This is a genomic window from Pseudomonas fluorescens HK44 (assembly GCF_000217955.3).
In the GTDB taxonomy this organism is placed as follows: Bacteria; Pseudomonadota; Gammaproteobacteria; order Pseudomonadales; family Pseudomonadaceae; genus Aquipseudomonas; species Aquipseudomonas fluorescens_AQ.
Map to the genome: position 1 here is coordinate 136,090 of NZ_AFOY02000017.1, position 21,302 is coordinate 157,391.

Below are 21,302 nucleotides of genomic sequence, written 5' to 3' on the forward strand. Positions count from 1 at the left end.
TCAATTTGCCGAAAACCAGTGTGGGAGCGAGCTCTCAGGGTTTATCGGGCTTGGCCAGCAACGTGTAGATGCAGGGCAGCACGAACAGGGTGAACAGTGTCCCGATCGACATACCCGTGGCGATCACCATCCCGATATCGTAGCGGCTGACGGCCCCCGCGCCGGTGGCGATGATCAACGGCACCATGCCAAAGACCATGGCGGCTGTGGTCATCAATACCGGACGCAGGCGAATGGCTGCCGCTTGCTCCACGGCTTCGCGGGGCGTCAGGCCCTTGTCCTTGCGCAACTGGTTGGCAAACTGGACGATCAGGATCCCGTGTTTGCTGATCAGCCCGATCAGGGTCACCAGCCCGACCTGGGTGTAGATGTTCATGCTCGACCAGCCCAGGAACAACGGGATCAGCGCGCCGCAAATCGACAGCGGCACGGTCACCAGAATCACCAGTGGATCGCGGAAACTTTCGAACTGCGCCGCCAACACCAGGAAAATGATTGCCAGCGCCAAGGCAAAGGTCACCCACAAGGCGCTGCCTTCCTGAACGAACTGCCGAGAGGCGCCGCCGTAATCGAAGGCATAACCCGGCGGTGCTTCTTCCTGGGCGATCTGGCGCACGGTATCAATCGCCTCGCCCATGCTGACTGTCGAAACGCCGGAAAGAATCGCCGAATTGAGTTGCTGGAACTGATTCAGTTGTCGCGGTCGTGCCCGGTCACTGAGGTTGATCAAGGTCGACAGGGGCAACAGTTCATCTTTGGTGTTTTTAACGTAGTAGTTGCTCAGCCAGTCAGGGTTGTCCCGGTAAAGTCGTTCGACCTGGGCGATGACCTTGTAACTGCGCCCCTCGATGGTGAAACGGTTGATTTCGGCTTCTGCCAGCAACGTCGACAGCGTCACGCCCAGATCCTCCATCGAGACGCCCATTTGAGCGGCCTTGGCACGGTCGATATCAACCACGACTTCGGGTTTGTCGAAGGCCAGGTCGATGTCGAGGAACGCGAACTTGCCGGATTCCAGGGCACGCTTCTTCACCCGATTGATCACCTCCAGCAGGGACTCGTAGTCATTGGCGGTGTTGATCACGAACTGGAACGGCAAGCCTTCACCCGTGCCCGGTAGAGAGGGCAGGTTGAAGCCGAAGATTTGCAGGCCGGTGATGCTCGAAAGCTTTTTCTGCACCTCTGGCAGAATCTGCATCTGGGTTCGTTTGCGCTCATTCCAGGGTTTGAGCAGGAAACCGCCAATACCTGACTGCACACCGTTGAATCCGTTGATCTGAAAGGACGAGTAGTACTCGGGAAACGCCTTGAATATCGCCAGGAATTCGTCGGTGTAGGTATTCAGGTAATCCAGGTTGGCCGGTTGCGGGGCGTTGGCCATCATGAAAATCACGCCCTGGTCTTCATCCGGAGCCAGTTCCGATTTGGTGAACTTGAGCAGTACCGGAATCAGGCACAGCACGATCACGGCGAACACCAGCACCACCGGCCGGGTATTGAGCGTGCCGTGCAGGACACTTTGATAACGACGCTTGAGCCCTTCGAAAATCACATCGAGGCGATGGGCCAGGCCTGACGGGTTTTCATCGTGACGCAAGAGCAGCGCGCACATCATCGGCGACAGCGTCAGCGCAACGATCCCGGAGATCACCACGGCGCCGGCCAGGGTCAGCGCGAATTCCTTGAACAGGGCGCCGGTCAGGCCCGTCAGAAAGCCGATGGGCGCATAGACCGCCGCCAGGGTGATGGTCATCGAGACCACCGGCATGGCGATTTCCCGGGCGCCTTCGAGGGCAGCGTCCAGCGGCGTTTTACCTTCTTCCATGTGTCGGTGGATGTTTTCCACCACGACGATGGCGTCGTCCACTACCAGGCCGATGGCCAGTACCATCGCCAGCAAGGTCAGCAGGTTGATCGAGTAGCCCATCAGTTGCATGAAGAACATCACGCCGATCATCGACAGTGGAATGGTCACCACCGGGATCAATACCGAACGCAGCGCGCCAAGGAACAGGAACACCACGACAATCACGATCAGCACGGCTTCGAAGAGGGTTTTCACCACTTCGTTGATCGAGGCCTGAATGAACAGCGTGGCGTCGTAGGCAATTTCAGCCTTGAGGGTGGGGGGCAGTTGGGATTCCAGCTCCGGCATGAGCTTGCGCACTTCCTTGATCACGTCCAGCGGGTTGGCGGCCGGTGTGGCCTTGATCCCGATGTACACCGACGGTGTGCCACCAAAGGAGCTGATGGTGTTGTAGTTCTCGGCGCCCATTTCCACGCGCGCCACGTCGCTGAGCAGTACCCGGCTGTCGCCTTCGGTTTTCAAGGGGATTGCGGCAAAGGCTTCGGCGGTCTTCAGCTCGGTATTGGCGTTGATACTGGTGACGACGTACTCGCCTTTGACTTCACCGGCAGCGGACAGGAAGTTGTACTGGCGCACGGCGTTGGTGACGTCACTGGCGCTCAAGCCGAAACCGGCAAGTTTTACCGGGTCGAGCCAAAGACGCATGGCAAACACCTGGTTGCCGAGAATCGCGGCTTCAGCCATGCCGGGAAGGGTGGCGAGCTTGGGCTGGATCACCCGAGACAGATAATCGGTGATCTGCGGGTTGCTCAATTCCTTGCTGTAAAAACTCATGTACATCAGCGCCGAGGCACCCGCGGCCTCCTTGCTCAGCACTGGGTCTTCAGCGTCTTTGGGCAGCTTGTTCTTGACCTCGTTGGCCTTGGCCAGCAGCTCGGTGAACAACCGGTCGCTGTTGGAGCCGATGCGCGCGTAAATCGAAATCACCGAGAAGTTCTGGCGGCTGACCGAGGTCATGTAGTCGATGCCTTCGGCACTGGCCAGGCTTTGCTGCAAGGGTTGGGTGATGTAGCCCTGAATGGTTTCGGCGTTGGCGCCGGGGTAGGCGGTGGTCACCGTGATCAGCGCGTTCTCCATTTGCGGATATTGGCGCAGTGGCAGTTTGCTCCAGGCCTGGAAACCCAGCAGCACAATCAGCAGGCTGACCACGGTGGCGAGCACCGGGCGGCGAATGAACGGATCGGTAAAAGCCATGGGAATTCCTTGATCAGTTCGTGCGCGGTTGGCTGGTCTGTTCAGTTGGCAGGTTCTTGTCGGGGCTGACGACAATGTGCGTGCCGTTGTCGAGTTTGATCTGGCCGGCACTGACCACTTGCTCGCCGTTCTGCAAGCCTTTGTTGATCAACACCAGGCCTTCGCGCCGCTCGCCGGTTTCGATGAAGCGCCGTTCGGCGATCAGGATCGGCTGGCCCTGGTCGTCTTTCTCGACGTTGCCGTTCGCGTCCTTCTTCTGGGCGACCACGTAGAGCGAGTTGCCATAGAGGGTGTAGGTGATCGCGCCTTCCGGCACGACGATTCTGGGCTGCGGGTCCGGCAGTATGACCTGCAGGCTGGCGAACATGCCCGGTAGCAATTTGCCGTCAAGGTTGGCCAGGGTGGCACGTACCAGCAGGTTGCGGGTGCTGCTTTCGACCTTGGGGTTGATCGCGCTGATGGCACCGGGGAAGTTCTGCGTCGGGTAGGCCGGGACCGTGACTTGAACCGCCTGACCGAGGGCGATTTTCGGCACCGATTGTTCCGGCACGTAGAAGTCGACGTAAAGGCTGCTCAAGTCCTGCAGGGTGGCGATGACCGTGCCACTGGGCAGGAAGTCGCCGACATCCACCTGACGAATGCCGATGGTGCCGCTGAAGGGCGCGACGATGTGTTTTTTTGCCAGCGCAGCCTTGAGCTGATTGACGGTGGCCTTGTTCTTGGCGAGCACTGCGCTGAGCCGGTCGAACTCGCCCTTGGAGATCGCCTGACTGCCGACCAGTTGACTGCCACGGCCGTAATCGAGTTGCGCCAGGCCAAGGTCGGCCTGGGCGGTTTCCAGCAGGGCACTTTCAACGGCGCTGTCGAGCTGCACGAGCGGCTGGCCGGCCTTGACCTTCTGTCCGGATTCGAACTGCACGTCCTTGACCGTACCGGCGATCTCCAGACTGAGGTTGACCCCTTGCAGTGCCTTGAGGGTGCCGACCGTGGGCAAGCGCGATTGCCATTGCCGTTCGGTGGCCGTGGCCACGGCAACGCTCACCGGTGGTCTTGGCACAGCGAAGGTCTGGATCATCTTGTAGATGGAGAAGGCTTTGTAGCCTCCCAGCATCAGGACGATCAACAGCACAACACCCAACATGATCAGCATGCGGCGACGCAGCATATTCCACTTCCTTGGAAAAAATCAGGCGAGACAGACCGAACATTACTCCGTGTATGCAGGTGATTCCAGACAGCATTTTCTCGCCGGTCACACCTGCCCTGTAGCAGCTGCCGAAGGCTGCGTTCGGCTGCGCAGCAGTCGTAAAATCATGCGCCGCGGTGTTGATCGTTCTCACGCAGAGCGTGGGAAGGATCAATTTGGCAGCGCAGATTTCAGACCAGATGCAGGTGGTTATCCCAGAGCCCGGCGGGGAGTTCGAGGGGCTTTGCCAGCAGCGGTGTCTGGCGACAATCATAGAAACGGCAACGCCCTTGTCCCGAGGTCACGACAAAGCCATCGGCCACTGCACCGACACCGGCACAATCAGGCAGTGGCGCATCGAGGTGCACTTCGCCGCTGTCCAGGTCCCAGATGAAAAAGCGGTTGCCGCGCGGCGCGGTGAGCGCCACCAGACGCAATTCACTGTGCACCGCGACACTCGCGGTGTAGTGCCCCATGGCCTGCAACTGGTGCTCGGCGACCGGGAACGCGACAAAGGGCTGACCGGGACGCTTGATCGCCAACAGCTCGGATGACTCATGGGCGGCGCCCATGAATTGCTGGCCGGTGACAATGGTGCCATCGCTGGCGATCCCCATGTGACGCACGCTGTTCATCTGCTGGGCCAGGGTTTCCTTGCTCAGCAGGCTGCCGTCGCGTTGCATCAGCACCAGGCTGGGTTGCATGGCGTCGAGGTTCATCTCGACCCGGCTTTCGGCTTCGGTGCGAATGCCGCCGTTGGCCACCACCAGGGTTTCACCGTCGGGCATCCATGACACCTGATGCGGGCCGATGCCATGGGTGGAAATCTCACCGCTGTAAACCAGCCGCTGACCCTCGAAACGGTACACCCCAAGCAGGCCCCGACCTGGGTCGGTGGTGTCGTTTTCGGTGGCGTACAGCCAGTCGCCGCTTTTATGAATAACCGCGTGACCATAGAAGTGCCGGTTCGGTTGCGACACCACGGTTTGCAGCAGCGTACCGTCACGCAGATCGACCAGATAACTCTCGGTGCCTGGCCGTCGTGCGACGAACAGGGCTATCGGCAGAGCAGGGTGGTTGATGATGTCGTGGCAGCGCTGGCCGACTTCGGTGGCGAACACTCGAGTGCCGTCCAGCCGATAGCCGACGGCGTAATGTTTGCCGTCGCTGTCGTCGCGCGCCGAAAGCAGCAAAGGACCGTGGTCCTTTTGCTTGAACAGCTTCCAGCCGCCCAGCGTCACGGCGCCCAGCAACAAACTGCCTAAAGTCAGAGCCTGACGTCGCAGCATGGCGCTACCCCTCATCAGTCACCGTCGTTGGCGTTGAAGCCCAGCTGGATGCCCAGCGCTTTGGCCAGTTCACCTTCGTGCAGGCGATGGACGACGTTGAGGCTGTCGTAAAGATCGTTGAGTTGCTGGCGACCGGCATCGTCCGTGAGCATTTCGGTCAGCGAGCGCTGGCTGCTTTCGAACAGTTTCAACGACGCGGCGTACGCGGCATCGATCTTGTCCGCCAGCGGCTTTTGTTCGGCCGGCAGCAGGCCGCGCAGGCCCTTGTTGTCGACGCCGACCCAGACCGTCCGGGCGGCAGCCAGGCTCGATTCCATGCTTTGCAGCGACGAATGACTGCGCCATGCGTCTGCCTGGAACGGTTGCGGAATGCCCTTGGTCTGGCGCCCCATCGGCGTGCCGAGTTTTTTCTTCAGGGTATCCAGTGCCGTCACTTGAGCGCGCAGCAAATCGGCAATGGCTTCGTGGGAATCGGCGTAACGCTGGTTCGGGAATTTGCTCATCTGGGCCAGCATGCCGTCAGTGCTGTTCCAGCTGGCGAGGATCTCTTCGGCCAGCAGCTTCTGACGTTCGCCGATGGCGCTCAGCAGCGGGCAGTAACGGGCTTTTTGCGCAGCGTCGGCCACGTTGGTCTTGTCGTCGAACAGAATGTACTCATAGGCCGAGAGGCCCTGCACGACGACGCTGGATTTGGCCAGTGCAGCGGCATCGATCTGCGGTTGTGCGGTGACCAGTTGCTCGACTTGGCGGCCGACCAGGTTTTTCTTGTCCGGCCAGAACTGCACCTGCCAGGAGCGATTGCCTTCGGCCAGTGGACCAACCAGCAGCGGCTGCAATTGTGCCCAGGCCTTTTGTGCATGGAGGAAGTCGGCGCGAGCCGTTGCCAGGTCCGCCTTGCCTTCGCAGTAGGCCAGCGCACTGACGGCCAATTGGCGGTCGGCCTCAACCCAGCGACTGTAGGTCGGCAGGATCACTTGCTTGGCGATGGCTGCCGAGGTGACGGCTTGAGGGTCCTGGGGCGAGCAGGCACCCAGGACGAGTGCGGCAAGGCTGGTGAACAACAGCTTGGGGCGGAACATGTCGGGCTCCCTTTTTGTGGGCAAAAGCGTATGGGAAATGCGTCAAAGAGAATTCAAAAAGGCCAGCAACGCAGCGCGCTGCTCGGCGTTGAACGCTAAAACCTGCTGCTGCGCCGCGCGTGCTTCACCGCCGTGCCACAGCACGGCTTCGAGCAGGTTGCGAGCGCGGCCGTCATGCAGAAACTGCGTGTGACCACTGACTGCTTGCGTCAAGCCAATGCCCCACAGCGGCGGGGTGCGCCAATCGCGGCCCGAGGCCTGGAATTCGCTACGGTTATCGGCCAGCCCTTCGCCCATGTCATGCAACAGCAGATCGCTGTAGGGGCGAATCACTTGATTGGCCAGTTCCGGTTCTGCAGCATTCGCGGCCGTGGTGAATTTTGCTGTGTGGCACGACTGGCAACCGGCCTGATAGAACAGGTTTTTGCCGGCCAGCACCTGTGCCCCGTTGACGTCGCGGCGGGCCGGGACGGCCAGGTTACGGCTGTAGAACAGCACCAGGCGCAAGATGTTGTCGCTGACTTCCGGCTCGCCATCCGGGCCGTTGCCGTTGGGCGCCTGCAGGCAGTCGGTCTGGGCCTGGGTGCAGTCATCGAACGGTCTCAGACGGGTGGTGAGGCCCATATCACCGGAAAACGCGTGAACGTTTTGCTGATTGAGATTCGGTTGCCCGGCTTTCCAGCCAAAGCGCCCCAAAACAGTCTTTTGCTGCGCGTCATCCCACACCCGGTTCGGACGTCCGGCGATGCCGTTTTTGGCTTTGGCCTGGGTGTCGGCGTTGGCCAGGATATCTGCGTCGGAGACGGCTTCGAGCAGTCCGAGGCCAATCATCGGCGGGGCAACTCGAGCGGAAAAAAGCGTGTCGGGATGCATCGGGCCGTAGCCCAGTTGGGTGATCAGCAGCCTGGGTTTGCGCAGTTCGATTTCAGTGCCGTCGGCAAAGCGTACCGGGACCGGATCATAGTCGACTCGAACCTTGCCTTCGGGGGCGACGCCGGGCACGGCCATGTCTTGAAGTTGCCCGCCGTAGACCGGCTCAGGCACCACACCCATTTGCTCGATGACCTTGGCGTAGGCCGGAGCGTAGGGGATCGACAGACGCACCAGCATCGACACGGCATTATCGGAATCGGCCGTCGGCGGATGACCGCGACCGTCCTTGATATGGCAGTTCTGGCAGGCGTTGGTGTTGAACAGCGGACCGAGGCCGTCGCGGGCGGTGGTGGTCGACGGGGCGATCACCCAAGGGCTGCGGAAAAAGCTGTTGCCGACGCTGAAGTCCAGCCGACGGGTCGGCGAGAGGTTGGCTGAAGGCAGGGAGAACGCATTCTGGTCGGTCTTTCTGACAGTTGCCGCGCCACCGGAGCGGGCTTCACCGGGTTCGGCTTTGGTAAAACGCGGGGCGTCATCGCAGGCACTCAGGCCCAGGGCCAGAAGCAGTGCAGACAAGCGAAGAGGCAGCGAGGGCATCGGCAATCCTGAAAGACGAGCCAGACAAGGGCGCAAAGTCTAACAGGGCAGCGGAGTTTGAATAAGAGGAATTATCGTTTGCTCTCACAGTTGACCGCGATCCCCTGTGGGAGCGAGCCTGCTCGCGATGGGGTCATCATTGCCAATATTTATTTTGAACATGCTACCGATATCGCGAGCAGGCTCGCTCCCACAGGGGGTTGCGTTCAGGCAGGTATAAAAAAGGCGACCCGAAGGTCGCCTTATTGCTTGGCAAGCGTTGATCAGAAGTCGTGATCGGCGTTGTCCGGGTTCAGGTCGCTGATGCCCAGTTTGCCGGCAGCCTGTTCGATCGAGGTGGTCTGCTTGACCAGTGCCGCAATGGCGTCACGCACAATCTGGTTGCCAGCGGTGTTGCCGGCAGCGATCAGTTGGTCATAGTGCTCACCCTTGTTGGCGTGATCAACCATGACCTGGATTTTGGCCTCGGTGGCGGCCAGGTCAGCCTTGAGTGCAGCATCGGCAGCCGGGTCGGCTTTGGCCACCAGCGACGACAGGCTGGGGCCAGTCATTTTGGTACCGTCGGTGCGGGTGTATTCGCCCAGATACACGTTACGAATGCCTTTGGCATCGTAGAAGTGCGAGTTGTGGGTGTTGTCGCTGAAGCAGTCCTGTTCGTCTTCCGGGGAGTTGGCTTCCAGGGAAACTTTCATGCGCTCGCCCGCCAGTTCGCCCAGCGAGAGGCTGCCCATGCCGAAGAGCATTTTGCGCAGACCGCTTTCAGCCGGTTCTTCTTCCAGCTCGGCGCGGTAGTTGTCAGGCACGTTCGGCTTCCAGTTGCCGACCATTTCTTCCAGGTCGCTGACCAGCAACTGGGTCACGGCTTTCAGGTAAGCGCGACGACGATCGTTGTGGCCACCGGTAGCCCCGGCGCCTTCCAGGTAGTCCGAAGCCGGACGGTTGCCAGCACCGGGGCCGGTGCCATTCAGGTCCTGGCCCCAGAGCAGGAATTCGATGGCGTGGTAACCCGTCGCGACGTTCGCTTCGGAACCGCCCAACTCGTTCAGGCTGGCGAGTTTTTCCGGCGTGATGTCGGTCACGTCGATCTTGTCTTCACCCACCTGAATGATCGGATTGGCGATGATGTTGGCGTTGGCGCCCGGGTTACCCAAGGCGTGCTCGTAGCTCTTGTCGACGTAGTCGATCAGGCCTTCGTCGAGCGGCCAGGCGTTAACCTGACCTTCCCAATCGTCAATGATGGTGTTGCCGAAGCGAAACACTTCACTCTGCAGGTAAGGCACGCGTGCCGCAACCCAGGCAGCGCGAGCGGCTTTCAGGGTCTCGGCGTTCGGCTTGGCGAGGAAGGCGTCGATGGCAGTTTGCAGGTTTTTCGCAGTGGATTCGGCATCGCTGAAGACCGCAAAAACCATGTCGGCGTAGTGCGCGACAACAGCTTTACCAGCGGCTTCATCGACTTTCCCGGTGGCGGCAGGCGCTGCGGGTGCCGCAGTGCTGGTGGCCGGCGTAGGCGCTTGAGGAGCAGCAGCCTTGTCTTTACCTTCACCGCAACCGGCGAGGGAAATAGCGATGGCCAGCAAACTGGCGGTAGCCAGAGGCATACGAATCATGGCGAACATCCTGCTTCGGTAAAAAATGGACAGGCGCGGGGGTGCGCAAAACTGCGACATAATGCAAATCTTTCGCATTATGTGTAAAGGGCCGCGATTGGAAATATTTCTTGTTTACGGGGACGGTGCGGGGTAGATCAAAAGTCGCAGCCTTCGGCAGCTCCGACCGCATATACCCGTAGGAGCTGTCGAAGGCTGTGATCTTTAGACCGTCACAGGATCAGCGCATTACTGCGTTGGGCCTGTTTCAGATAAGCGGCCAGCTCCCGCGCAGGCAGCGGTTTGCTGTAGAAATAGCCCTGACCTTCGTGACAGCCTTCAGAAATGATGTAAGCCTCTTGCTCGATCGTTTCCACGCCCTCGGCGATGACCTGCATGCCAAGACTTTTACCGAGCTGGATGATCGCGCGAACGATGGTTGCATCGTCGTCGTCATCGAGCAGGTCCTGAACGAAGCTCTTGTCGATCTTGATCTTGTCCAGCGGCAGGCTCTTCAAATAACTCAGCGATGAGTAGCCGGTCCCGAAGTCGTCGATAGCGATCAGGGCCCCCGAACGGCGCAGGCTGAGCAGGTGTTGCGCGGCGGTGCTGATGTCTTCCATCAGACCGGTCTCGGTGACTTCCAGTTCGAGGCTGCGCGGCGGCAGGCGATATATCTGCATCAGGTTGTTGACGACCCGCGGCAGCTCGGAGTGGTGCAGTTGCACGGTCGACAGGTTGACCGCCATGCGCAGGTCGCTGAACCCCTGATCGTGCCATTCACGCAGCTGTCGGCAGGCCTGGTCCAGCACCCATTCGCCGATGGCGATGATCGTGCCGTTCTGCTCGGCCAGTGGAATGAACAGATCCGGCGGCACCAGCCCGTGTTCCGGGTGTTGCCAGCGAATCAGCGCCTCGACACCGACCACCCGCTGATCGCGGTAACTGACCTGCGGTTGATAAACCAGATAGAACTGATCGCGGGTCAGGGCGTCGCGCAAGTCTTTTTCCAGTTCGCGGCGACGGCGCATTTCGCTGTCGACGCTGGCGATATAGAACTGATAGCGGTTGCGCGAACGGGTCTTGGCCAGGGTCATGGTCTGTTCGGCTTTCTGCAACAGCTTCTCGGTGCTGTCGCCGTCCTCCGGGAACAGGGTGATGCCGATGGTTGCACGCAGGCGGATTTCCTGATGATCGAGGGCAAACATCGCTTCCAGGTCATCGAGGATGCTTTGCGCCAGCTCGGCGGCTTCGTAGGGTTGCTCGATATCGGCCTGGACCAGCGCGAACTGATCGCCCCCCAGGCGGGCGAGCGCGCCGAGACGACCACTGTGGGCACGCAGGCGGTCGGCCAGGGCCAGCAGCAATTGGTCGCCGGTCTGGTAACTGAATTGCTCGTTGATACCCTTGAAATCGTCCAGGCCCACACACAACACGGCGACCCGGCGTTGCAGACGACCGGCGTCTACCAGAATCTTGTCCAGTTGCTGTTGCAATTGCTGACGGTTCGGCAGGCCGGTGAGGAAATCGTATTGCGCCATGCGCAACAGGCTGTTTTCGGCTTCGTGGCGCAGGTGGGTATTGCGTTCGATGGACTCAAGCAACTGGTTGGCGGTGTTGATCCAGATCCCCAGTTCGTTCTTTTCGTGACCCTTGAGCTGCGGAATCTTGTGTTCGCTGGGACGGTCGGGATTGACGTTGGTCAGGTGTTCGATGATCCGCGACAGCGGTTTGGTCAGCAGCCAGTGATAGACCAGATACAGCACCAGGCCCATGGCCATGGCCCGCAATACGCCGGAGATGAAGATGATCACCGAGCTGACAATAAAGCTCTGACCGTAGGTGGCGGTGTCGAGGGTGATGCTGAGGTCGCCGTAATATTCGCTATAGGGGCCGCGCCCGACCAGTTGCGTGGTGAACGTGCGCTCCTGGCCCAGAATAAGGTCGGTCAGCCAACGGCTGTGAGAATGCTGCAATTCACGGGTTTTTTCCGCCAGCATGGCTTCATTGGGATGGCCGATGGAGGCCATGCGCACGGCGTCGTCCTGGAACAGGCCTTCGATAACCTGCATGCCCATTTCCCGATCGAGGCTGTACACCGCCTGGGTCGAAGGGTCGCGGAACATGTCGAGGATGCGCTGGGCATCATTGGCCACGGCCTGGCGTGTTTTATAAGCATCGAAAACAATCTGCGCACAGCTCAACACCACGCCGACGATCAATGCCGACAGGAGCACGACCCGGAGCAACTTCACCGACAAGCTGTTTTTGAGTTCCAGCTTCAAAGGGTTTTTCCTTGTTCCGTGCGGGTAACGTCAAATTGCCATGAGTATTGGCAATCCCGTGATGGCAGTCAAAGGGACAATCAAACCAAGCGAATTTTGTCTGCTGGCTTGGCCTCATTGCCGTGGTAGTTGGCAGTGGGAGCCCATTAGTAATGTTTCGGTAGGCACCTCCTGCAACTTGAGAGGCAGGGGAGAATATTTGTGTCTGGTTGATGGTAGACGGCTGTGGCGTTGGGGCAAGGGAACGTTTGTTTTTGAGGGCGTTGCAGGTGAACTTCACATTGCACGAGCATAAAAAAACCCGGCAATGCCGGGTTTTTTTGACTGCAAGCGGACTTAAGCGGTGAAGGTTTTGCCTTCGAACTGCTCAGCCACGAACTTCCAGTTAACCAGGTTCCAGAACGCTTCAACGTACTTCGGACGCAGGTTGCGGTAGTCGATGTAGTAAGCGTGTTCCCAGACGTCGCAGGTCAGCAGCGGGGTGTCGCCGCTGGTCAGCGGGTTGCCGGCGCCGATGGTGCTGGCCAGGGCCAGGGAACCGTCAGCTTTTTTCACCAGCCAGCCCCAACCGGAACCGAAGGTGCCGACCGAAGTCTTGGTGAACTCTTCTTTGAACTTGTCGAACGAACCGAAAGCCGCGTTGATCGCATCAGCCAGTGCGCCGGTTGGTTGACCGCCAGCGTTTGGCGCCAGGCAGTTCCAGTAGAAAGTGTGGTTCCAGACCTGAGCGGCGTTGTTGAAGATGCCACCCGAAGAAGTCTTGACGATTTGTTCCAGGGTCTTGCCTTCGAACTCGGTGCCTGGCACCAGGTTGTTCAGGTTCACGACGTAGGTGTTGTGGTGCTTGTCGTGGTGATATTCCAGCGTTTCCTTGGAAATGTGCGGCTGCAGTGCATCGTGTGCGTAAGGCAGTGGCGGCAATTCGAAAGCCATGGTGATTCTCCTAATCAGGTCAGTTGCGGTGAGCGCAAGGCCGATCACGGGCGGCCAGACAAGCGCCGGGGAGTTTGTACTCTTTGCGGCGCAGGTGTCGGATCATAGCACCGGGGGTGCGGCTTAACCACGCAACAACTGTGTGGGATAGAGGTTCCAGAGCCGTTTGTAATAATCAGGCGGCGCTGATCAGTTGAAAGGCCACGGTAAACATCATCACCGCCACCAGCAGGTCGAGAATCCGCCAGGTGCTCGGGCGTGCCAGCCACGGTGCCAGCCACGCGGCGCCCAGCGCCAGGGTGAAAAACCACAACAGTGATGCACTGGCCGCGCCCATCACATAAGCGCTTGGCACTGTTTGTTGGGCCCCGAGCGAACCGATCAGCAACACGGTGTCCAGATACACATGAGGGTTGAGCAGCGTTACCGCCAGTGCACTGAGCAACACCGCGCGCAATGAACGTACGGTCTGGTTTTCACCCTGTTGCAGGCTTTGCCTGGAACAGGCGCGATGCAGGGCCAGGCTGCCGTACCACAGCAGGAAGGCCGCGCCGCCCCAACGGGCGATCGCCAGCAACAGTGGGTTTTGCGCGAGGATCGTCGCCAGCCCGAACACCCCGGCGGCCACCAGCAACGCATCGCAGGTCACGCAGAGTGCCGCCACTGGCAGGTGATGTTCGCGGCGCAGGCTTTGCGCCAGCACGAACGCATTTTGCGTACCGATCGCCATGATCAGTCCCGCAGCGACCAACAGGCCGTTCACATAGCTTTGCCACATAAGGTTTACTCCGCGTTTGCCGCGAGTTGCCGCAGTACCGACATCGCGCGTTTGGCGTCGGCCTGGCCGACAAACAAATGGTCGTGGTAATAGCCGGCAATCACGTTGCAGCTGATACCGGCGTGGCCGAGGGCGCTGGCGAAGGCAGCGGTCAGGCCGATGGCTTCGAGGGCCGAATGCACGTTGAGGGTGATCCACGCCGCCAGGTAGTCGAAGCTGAACCCGGCCTTTTCGGCTTGCGAGCGCTCAAGGATCACCGTCAGGCCTTCCTGTTCGCGGAAGCTGCCGATGATTTCGCAGTCTTTGGGCAGATGGCCGTCGCGAATCGTGCAGAACACGTATTCGCCGTCGTTGAGCTGTGGGCTCATGCTGCGCAGCAGGGTGTTCAATGAGGTTTCGCCAGCCATGTCGCTGATCCTTGTTCAAGAGTTCTTGCTGGTCATTCTCCTGCTCCAGGCTGTATAAGAAAAACCAATATTGCTGATCGCTCATTAGGAAAACTGATGTTCGACTATAAATTGCTGTCCGCCCTTGCTGCGGTGGTCGAGCAGGCGGGGTTCGAACGCGCCGCTCAGGTGTTGGGGTTGTCGCAATCGGCGATTTCCCAGCGGATCAAGTTGCTCGAAGCGCGTATCGGCCAGCCGGTGCTGGTGCGGGCCACGCCACCGGCACCGACCGAGATTGGTCGGCGTCTGCTCAACCATGTGCAGCAGGTGCGTTTGCTGGAGCGCGATCTGCAAAGCCTGGTGCCAGCGCTGGATGAAGAAGGCTTGCCGGAACGCCTGCGCATCGCGCTCAACGCCGACAGCCTGGCCACGTGGTGGGCCGAGGCGGTGGGCGACTTTTGCGCCGAGCAGCATCTATTGCTCGACCTGGTGGTGGAAGACCAGACCGTTGGCCTCAAACGTATGCGCGCCGGTGAAGTGGCCGCGTGCGTGTGTGCCAGTGAACGCCCGGTGGCGGGTGCCCGCAGTGTGTTGCTGGGCGCCATGCGTTATCGCGCGCTGGCCAGCCCGGCGTTTATTGCCCGGCATTTTCCCCAAGGGGTCAGAGCCGATCAGTTGGCCCGCACGCCGGCGCTGGTGTTTGGCCCGGATGACTTTTTGCAGCACCGTTACCTGGCGTCGTTGGGCGTGGACGGTGGTTTCGAACATCATTTGTGCCCGTCATCCGAAGGGTTCATCCGCCTGACCGAAGCCGGTCTGGGCTGGGGGCTGGTGCCGGAGTTGCAGGTGCGTGAACAGCTTGAGCGCGGTGTGCTGGTGGAGTTGTTGCCAGATAAACCGATTGATGTGCCGTTGTACTGGCATCATTGGCGCAATGGTGGCCAGTTGCTGGGGTTACTCACCGAGCATCTGGTACGTTTATCCAGGCAGTGGCTGGTGCCGTTGGACTGACGGGCAGCGTCAAGAGCACACGAAATTTGTAATGCGACACGCATGAAAAACGAAACACATCGGAGCAACTCATGAAAATTCTGGTCACCGGCGCAAGCGGCTTCATTGGCGGGCGCTTTGCGCGATTCGCTCTGGAGCAGGGCCTGGACGTGCGGGTCAACGGCCGCCGGGCCGAAGGTGTCGAACATCTGGTACGGCGGGGCGCGGAGTTCGTCCAGGGCGACTTGAGTGATGCGGAACTGGTTCGCGAGCTGTGTGCAGACGTCGAAGCCGTGGTGCATTGCGCGGGTGCGGTGGGACTTTGGGGGCGCTATCAGGACTTCCATCAGGGCAACGTGCTGGTCACCGAAAACGTGGTCGAAGCCTGCCTGAAACAAAACGTCCGGCGGCTGGTGCACTTGTCGTCGCCGTCGATCTATTTCGATGGCCGCGATCATCTCGGGCTGACCGAAGAGCAAGTGCCCAAGCGCTTCAAGCATCCTTATGCAGCGACCAAATACCTGGCCGAGCAAAAAGTTTTCGGCGCTCAGGAGTTTGGTCTTGAAGTGCTGGCCCTGCGCCCGCGTTTTGTCACCGGAGCGGGTGACATGAGCATCTTCCCGCGTCTGCTGAACATGCAGCGCAAAGGGCGTTTGGCAATCATCGGCAACGGCCTGAACAAGGTCGATTTCACCAGCATGCAGAACCTCAACGAAGCCATGCTCAGCTGTTTGCTGGCGACGGGATCGGCGCTTGGCAAGGCCTACAACATCAGCAACGGCGCACCGGTGCCGCTGTGGGATGTGGTCAATTACGTGATGCGCCAGATGCAAGTCCCGCAGGTGACTCGTCACCGTTCCTACGGTTTGGCCTATAGCATTGCGGCGCTGAACGAGGGTTTTTGCGCACTGTGGCCGGGGCGTCCGGAGCCGACACTGTCACGCTTGGGCATGCAGGTGATGAACAAAAACTTCACCCTCGATATCAGCCGCGCCCGGCATTATCTGGACTACGATCCCAAGGTCAGTCTGTGGACGGCGCTCGATGAGTTTTGTGGCTGGTGGAAGGCCCAGGACCCGGGCGCAAAATAAACACTGAACCGAGCTAGCGGATCAAGGTCGATCAATGCGGCGAGTTCAGGGTTTATACTCGTCGCATTTAGCCATCACTGTGGTTCAGAAAGGTTGCCTCATGTCCATGCGTAACGATGCCAACGACGACTTCGACGATGTACCGAGCCTGCGTGCCGACCCCCTCGATGCCGACGATTTTCCAACCACCGCCGCTGCCCGTGAACACACCGGCGTACATGCGCGAAGCACAAGCAGGGGCAAAGTAAAAGTCCCGAGCACCGGCCCGTTGTGGGCCTTGGTCGGGGCGCTGCTGTTTGCTTTTGCCGGCCTTGCCTGGTGGAGCTTTCAGCAAATTTCGTTGATGGAGCAGCAACTGGTCGCGACCCAGGAAAGCTTTGCCCGCATCAGCGAGGAAGCCGCTGGGCGCTTGCAGGATATTTCCGGCAAAGTGGTCGCCAGTCAGTCAAACGTCACCAGCGACAGCGAAGCGCTGAAACTGAAAATCAAGCAACTGGAAACCAGGTTGGTGGAGCAGAACCAACAGCAGCAAGGCGTGGTCGGGCAGGCGTCCGACCTGGACAAGCGGCTGGCGCAGATCGCTGCGCAAAGCGTCGAGCAACATGCGGTCAACGCTCAGTTGCAAGCTGACCTGAAAGCCCTGAGCGCTGACGTGGCGACCCTGAAAAATACCCCGACTGACACCAGCAAGTTCGACGCCCAGCTGAAAAGCCTGGGGGCCGATATCGCCGCCTTGAAGAAACAAGGCAACCCAAGCGCGGCTATCGAGCGTCTGGAGCAAGAATTGGTGGTGATCAAAAGCCAGCAGGACAACCGCCCGGCTGCCGCTCAAGGCAGCAACGCGAATGTCGCCGAGTTCGACGCCTTCCGTGGCCAGGTCACGCGCAACATCACCACGTTGCAGAGCCAGATCCAGAACCTGCAACAGCAGCTCAACGCTCGACCTTGATGTATAGGCGTTGAACACCTGTGGCTGTGGGGTATTACAGCTCTTGATGATGTGGTGTTTGTGATGACGTCATCGCGGGCAAGCCTTGCTCCTACAAGAGCAGTGCAATACCTGTAGGAGCAAGGCTTGCCCGCGATGCAGGCGACTCGGTCTTTCTACCGGACTTTGTCTTCCCGCCCGCGCAACAGCATGTTCGGCATGGCGATGGCCGCCGCCAGACCCAGCAACGACACCGCCGCGCTGACCATCAGCAAATGCCGGAAGGTCAGCAACAGCTCGGCGCGCAAGGCGTTTTGAGTGTCACCCGGTGCGGCGTTCAGGCCATCGAGCAAAACGTTTCCGGAGCTGCCCTCGGCGATCAGCGACGAGCCGGTCAAATGAGCGAAACTCGAATCCTGCAACAGCGCCAGCAACAAGGCCGACATCAAGGCTACGCCGACCGCGCCACCGAGTGAGCGAAACAGGTTGGTGGTGCTGGTGGCGACGCCGATGTCGCGTTGCTCCACCGAGTTTTGCGTGCCGACCAATGAAGTCGGGAACTGCATGCCGGCGGCGATGCCGCTGAGCATCATGAAGACGCTGCTGATGAGCATCGCTTGCGGTGGGCTGAACGCCATGCCGAGAATCGCGATCGGGGTGAGCAGGGCGCCTGTCAGGATCATCGGTTTGTAGCGACCGGTCACCGAGGTCCGGCGACCGGCGAAGTAGGCCCCCATCGGCAACCCCATCGCCAGCGGCAACAGGTGCAGCGCCGCACTGTCGGCCCCGGCCCCGGTGACACTCTGGAAGCGCAGCGGCATCAGCACGATCAACGAAATCGCCTGGAAACTGGTGAAGAACATCGTGCACCAGCAGAGGATCGCATTGCGGTTGGCGAACAGGTGCATCGGCAGCAACGGCTCGCGCGCCCGCCGCTCATGCCAGACGAAGAGCGTCAGGGTCAGCAGCGCACACGCCAGCAACCCGAGCACTTCGCTGCTGCGCCACGAATGCCCTTGGCCAACCTGAGTGATGCCCAGCAGCAACGCGGTCAGGCCGATGATCATCAGCAGTGTGCCCAGGTAGTCGATGATCGGCTTGCGCTGCGGCACCGGCAAACCGACCAGCGTGCGGTTAGCCACCCGCCAGGCGCCGAGGCCCAGCGGCAGGTTGATCAGAAACACCCAGCGCCACGACAGGTACTCGGTCATGTAACCGCCGAGCACCGGTCCGGCCACACTGGCCACTGCGTACATGCTGCTGAAGTAACCCTGATAACGCCCGCGTTCGCGGGGCGGCACGATGTCGCCGATGATCGCCTGGCTGACCGAAATCATTCCGCCGGCACCGATGCCCTGAATGATCCTGGCGAGGACAAGCTGCTCCATGCTCTGGGCCATGCCGCAAAACACCGAGGCCAGCGTGAACAACCCCATGCCGAACAGCATCAGCCGCCGACGGCCGTACAGGTCGCCGAGCTTGCCGTAGATCGGTACTGCCACGGTCATCGCCACCATGTAGCCTGCGATGACCCAGGCCAACAGGCTGAAATCCTTGAACTGGGCGGAAATGGCCGGCATCGAGACGGCCACGATGGTTTGATCCAGCGCCCCGAGAAAAATCGCCAGCATCAGGGAGACCAACACGCTGCGGATGGCCGGTTTGGTGGAGTCAGGCTGGTTCAGATTGGTCACGGGTCAAACCTGCGGGCGGTGATTAACCCGCAAGAGACAAGGCGAGCGGGGGATGCTCGCCAGTGTAAGTCGATAGCCTGCTATTCGATAGCCTCGTACGGAAGCCCGACGTAATTTTCTGCAATGGTTTTTCGACCGGCTTCGGAGTCGACGAAGTACTCGAGTTCCGACTCGCTGATGCGCTGGCTGAAGGCATCGTTGCCTTCGAAGGTATGCAGCATCGAGGTCATCCACCAGGAAAATCGTTCGGCCTTCCAGACCCGGCGCAGGCAGATTTCCGAGTACTTCGCCAGCAGCTCGGTACGGCCGTCGCGGTAGACCTTGAGCAAAATGTTGAACAAGGTGCTGACATCGCTGGCGGCCAGGTTCAGGCCTTTGGCGCCGGTGGGCGGGACGATATGGGCCGCGTCGCCGACCAGGAACATCCGTCCGTACTGCATGGGCTCGACCACAAAACTGCGCAGCGGCGCGATGCTTTTTTCGATCGACGGTCCGGTGACCAGCGTATCGGCAAGCGCCTGCGGCAGGCGCGATTTGAGCTCCTCCCAAAAGCGTTGATCGGACCAGTCCTCGACCTTCTCGTCAGCGGGCACCTGCACGTAATAGCGGGTACGCGTGGTCGAACGCATGCTGCACAGCGCGAAGCCGCGAGCGTGTCGGGCGTACACCAGTTCATCGTGGACCGGCGGGGTGTCGGCGAGAATGCCGAGCCAGCCGAACGGGTAGACCCGTTCGAAAATGTTCAGCGTGTCGGCGGGAATCGATTGCCGTGCGACACCATGGAAACCGTCGCAACCGGCGATGTAGTCGCAGTCCAGGCGCCAGGTTTCACCGTCCTTTTCAAAGGTCAGGAACGGTTCGTCGGATTTCATCCCGTGGGGCATCACGTTACTGGCTTCGTAGAGGGTCGATGCCCCCGCCGACTGACGGGCGGCCATCAGATCGCGGGTGACTTCGGTCTGGCCGTAGATCATCACGGTTTTGCCGCCGGTCAGCGCGTGCAGATCGATGTGCACCTGGCGCTCGCCGAGGGCCAACTGAAAGCCGCCATGCACCAGACCGTCAGCGTCCATGCGCTGACTGACTCCGGCCTGACGCAACAGCTCGACCATGCCCTGTTCCAGGACCCCGGCGCGGATTCGCCCCAGTACATACTCGGGTGTCTGGCGTTCGACAATGACAGTGGCGATGCCGGCGTTGTGCAACAACTGGCCGAGCAGCAGGCCAGAGGGGCCGGCGCCGATAATGGCAACTTGGGTTTTGAGGATTTTCATTGTTGTTAGGGCTCGCAAGCTTCACGCGGACAAAGTCGGTGAATGGTTTTTATGAATCGAGTGCTTGCATTTTTCGCTTGTGAGTCGGTCAATTGAAGGTGAAAACTGCGCCGAAACCTGTACATTTCGCCAATCGGGGCGATTACCGCCCGTTACGCTGAGGCCTGGACTGAAGTTATGAACAAGCCTGCCCTTCCTTCGATTCCTGTATTCAAACTCTATGGCGAGAGCCTGGACTGGCCGACCCCTGACTTGCTGCATTGCGAAACCATTTCCAAACGCAGCCGCGAGCATCAATGGGAAATCAAACCCCATCGGCATGCCGATTTATGTCAATTGCTGTTCGTGTACAAAGGCCAGGCGGAGCTTGAGATAGAGGGCCAGCGTACGCAACTGAGCGAAGCCGCGATCCAGATCCTGCCACCGCTGTCGGTACATGGTTTTCGATTTTCCGAAGAGGTAGAAGGCTTTGTGGTGACGCTGGCGGCGCCGCTGGTGGCTCATCTTCAAGCGCAACTGGGCAGTTCGGTGAATGCCCTGGCAGTGGCGGAGAGTTACTCGGCAGGTAGCGATGCGGACTACCTCAACAGCCTGTTTTCAGCCTTGCAGAATGAATACGTCGGGCACCAGCCCGCACGCGAAATGCTTATGCATTCGCTGGTCAGCGTGATCATGGTGTGGGTCAGCCGCCAGGTGATCCAGCGCCGCGCCGCCAGTCAGCGACCACAGCGTGCACGCGAATACCTCAACGGGTTTATTCAACTGGTGGAAGAAAATTATCGCCAGCACGTGAAGGTCGAGGATCTGGCACACCGGTTGGGGATTTCCGTGTCCCACCTCAACGGCACCTGCCGTGAGCTGGCGGGACAACCGGCATTGCAGATCATGCACGAGCGGCAGTTGCTGGAGGCCAAGCGACTGCTGACCTACACCAGCATGACCATTTACGAGATGTCCGATGTGTTGGGTTTCTCCGATCCCACCAATTTCACCCGGCTGTTTCGGCGCCGCGTGGGGATTTCACCGAAGGCGTTTCGGGATCGCTTGAAAGCTGATCAGGATTAGGGGCCTCGTTACTTGAGGTTCAGGGTCGCGGTGTGCGGAATGCACCGTTCGAAGTTGCAGCTGGCGTACTCGCGCGGCAGCTGCCGGGCCTGTTCAACGCGGTAGGCGGCGGTGCCATACAACGCCAGCGCAGCGGTGCAAGTAATGAAGATCGCGAGATACCTTCTGGTTTTAACGTTCATGGCGCTGACCTCTGAACCCATACCC

At 60.0% G+C, this 21,302-nt stretch carries 17 protein-coding genes; 4 read left to right on the forward strand and 13 right to left on the reverse strand.

Annotated features, from left to right (window positions below; translation table 11 throughout):
- Positions 1–34 precede the first annotated feature (34 nt).
- From HK44_RS21380 to HK44_RS21425, 10 genes are all read right to left on the reverse strand, one after another.
- On the reverse strand, positions 35–3,061 hold the full coding sequence (locus tag HK44_RS21380; RefSeq protein ID WP_019693334.1) for a multidrug efflux RND transporter permease subunit: 3,027 nt from the start codon (positions 3,059–3,061) through the stop codon (positions 35–37).
- Positions 3,062–3,074: 13 nt separating this feature from the next.
- Entirely contained in the window at positions 3,075–4,226 is a 1,152-nt protein-coding gene (locus tag HK44_RS21385) for an efflux RND transporter periplasmic adaptor subunit (protein WP_019693333.1), read from the reverse strand.
- A gap of 212 nt (positions 4,227–4,438) precedes the next feature.
- Positions 4,439–5,536 carry a DUF1513 domain-containing protein gene (locus HK44_RS21390; RefSeq protein ID WP_019693332.1) on the reverse strand — a complete coding sequence of 366 codons (1,098 nt, stop codon included), beginning with the start codon at positions 5,534–5,536 and terminating at the stop codon, positions 4,439–4,441.
- Positions 5,537–5,550: 14 nt separating this feature from the next.
- The gene (locus HK44_RS21395) at positions 5,551–6,615 is read right to left on the reverse strand and encodes an imelysin family protein (RefSeq protein ID WP_019693331.1); all 1,065 of its coding nucleotides are present in this window, start codon (positions 6,613–6,615) and stop codon (positions 5,551–5,553) included.
- 42 nt (positions 6,616–6,657) lie between these two features.
- The gene (locus HK44_RS21400; RefSeq protein ID WP_019693330.1) at positions 6,658–8,085 is read right to left on the reverse strand and encodes a di-heme oxidoredictase family protein; all 1,428 of its coding nucleotides are present in this window, start codon (positions 8,083–8,085) and stop codon (positions 6,658–6,660) included.
- 263 nt (positions 8,086–8,348) lie between these two features.
- Positions 8,349–9,692, reverse strand: a complete 1,344-nt coding sequence (locus HK44_RS21405) for an imelysin family protein (RefSeq protein WP_019693329.1) — start codon at positions 9,690–9,692, stop codon at positions 8,349–8,351.
- A 212-nt stretch (positions 9,693–9,904) separates the two neighbouring features.
- The gene (locus tag HK44_RS21410) at positions 9,905–11,956 is read right to left on the reverse strand and encodes a putative bifunctional diguanylate cyclase/phosphodiesterase (protein WP_019693328.1); all 2,052 of its coding nucleotides are present in this window, start codon (positions 11,954–11,956) and stop codon (positions 9,905–9,907) included.
- A 336-nt stretch (positions 11,957–12,292) separates the two neighbouring features.
- Positions 12,293–12,889: a superoxide dismutase gene (locus HK44_RS21415; protein ID WP_019693327.1), complete on the reverse strand. Its 597-nt coding sequence runs from the start codon at positions 12,887–12,889 to the stop codon at positions 12,293–12,295.
- Positions 12,890–13,064: 175 nt separating this feature from the next.
- Positions 13,065–13,667: a LysE/ArgO family amino acid transporter gene (locus HK44_RS21420; RefSeq protein WP_019693325.1), complete on the reverse strand. Its 603-nt coding sequence runs from the start codon at positions 13,665–13,667 to the stop codon at positions 13,065–13,067.
- Positions 13,668–13,672: 5 nt separating this feature from the next.
- Positions 13,673–14,074 carry an ACT domain-containing protein gene (locus HK44_RS21425; protein WP_019693324.1) on the reverse strand — a complete coding sequence of 134 codons (402 nt, stop codon included), beginning with the start codon at positions 14,072–14,074 and terminating at the stop codon, positions 13,673–13,675.
- A 96-nt stretch (positions 14,075–14,170) separates the two neighbouring features.
- Between HK44_RS21425 and HK44_RS21430 the strand changes: the two genes are divergently transcribed.
- From HK44_RS21430 to HK44_RS21440, 3 genes are all read left to right on the forward strand, one after another.
- Positions 14,171–15,064: a LysR family transcriptional regulator ArgP gene (locus tag HK44_RS21430; RefSeq protein WP_019693323.1), complete on the forward strand. Its 894-nt coding sequence runs from the start codon at positions 14,171–14,173 to the stop codon at positions 15,062–15,064.
- A 71-nt stretch (positions 15,065–15,135) separates the two neighbouring features.
- Positions 15,136–16,134 carry an NAD-dependent epimerase/dehydratase family protein gene (locus HK44_RS21435; RefSeq protein ID WP_019693322.1) on the forward strand — a complete coding sequence of 333 codons (999 nt, stop codon included), beginning with the start codon at positions 15,136–15,138 and terminating at the stop codon, positions 16,132–16,134.
- A 100-nt stretch (positions 16,135–16,234) separates the two neighbouring features.
- A complete protein-coding gene (locus tag HK44_RS21440; protein ID WP_019693321.1) occupies positions 16,235–17,083 on the forward strand; it encodes a hypothetical protein in 849 nt (282 codons plus the stop codon).
- A 155-nt stretch (positions 17,084–17,238) separates the two neighbouring features.
- Here the strand turns inward: HK44_RS21440 and HK44_RS21445 are convergent, their stop codons facing one another.
- Both HK44_RS21445 and pobA read right to left on the reverse strand, forming a co-directional pair.
- Complete coding sequence (locus HK44_RS21445; protein ID WP_019693320.1) at positions 17,239–18,756, reverse strand: MDR family MFS transporter; 1,518 nt, start codon at positions 18,754–18,756, stop codon at positions 17,239–17,241.
- 80 nt (positions 18,757–18,836) lie between these two features.
- Positions 18,837–20,030 (reverse strand): 4-hydroxybenzoate 3-monooxygenase, encoded by a 1,194-nt coding sequence (pobA, locus tag HK44_RS21450; protein WP_019693319.1) that lies wholly within the window; start codon positions 20,028–20,030, stop codon positions 18,837–18,839.
- A 177-nt stretch (positions 20,031–20,207) separates the two neighbouring features.
- Here pobA and HK44_RS21455 point away from each other — a divergent pair, with 177 nt between their 5' ends.
- On the forward strand, positions 20,208–21,095 hold the full coding sequence (locus HK44_RS21455; protein WP_019693318.1) for a helix-turn-helix domain-containing protein: 888 nt from the start codon (positions 20,208–20,210) through the stop codon (positions 21,093–21,095).
- An 8-nt stretch (positions 21,096–21,103) separates the two neighbouring features.
- Here the strand turns inward: HK44_RS21455 and HK44_RS21460 are convergent, their stop codons facing one another.
- Positions 21,104–21,277 carry a hypothetical protein gene (locus tag HK44_RS21460; RefSeq protein ID WP_020723547.1) on the reverse strand — a complete coding sequence of 58 codons (174 nt, stop codon included), beginning with the start codon at positions 21,275–21,277 and terminating at the stop codon, positions 21,104–21,106.
- Positions 21,278–21,302 lie beyond the last annotated feature (25 nt).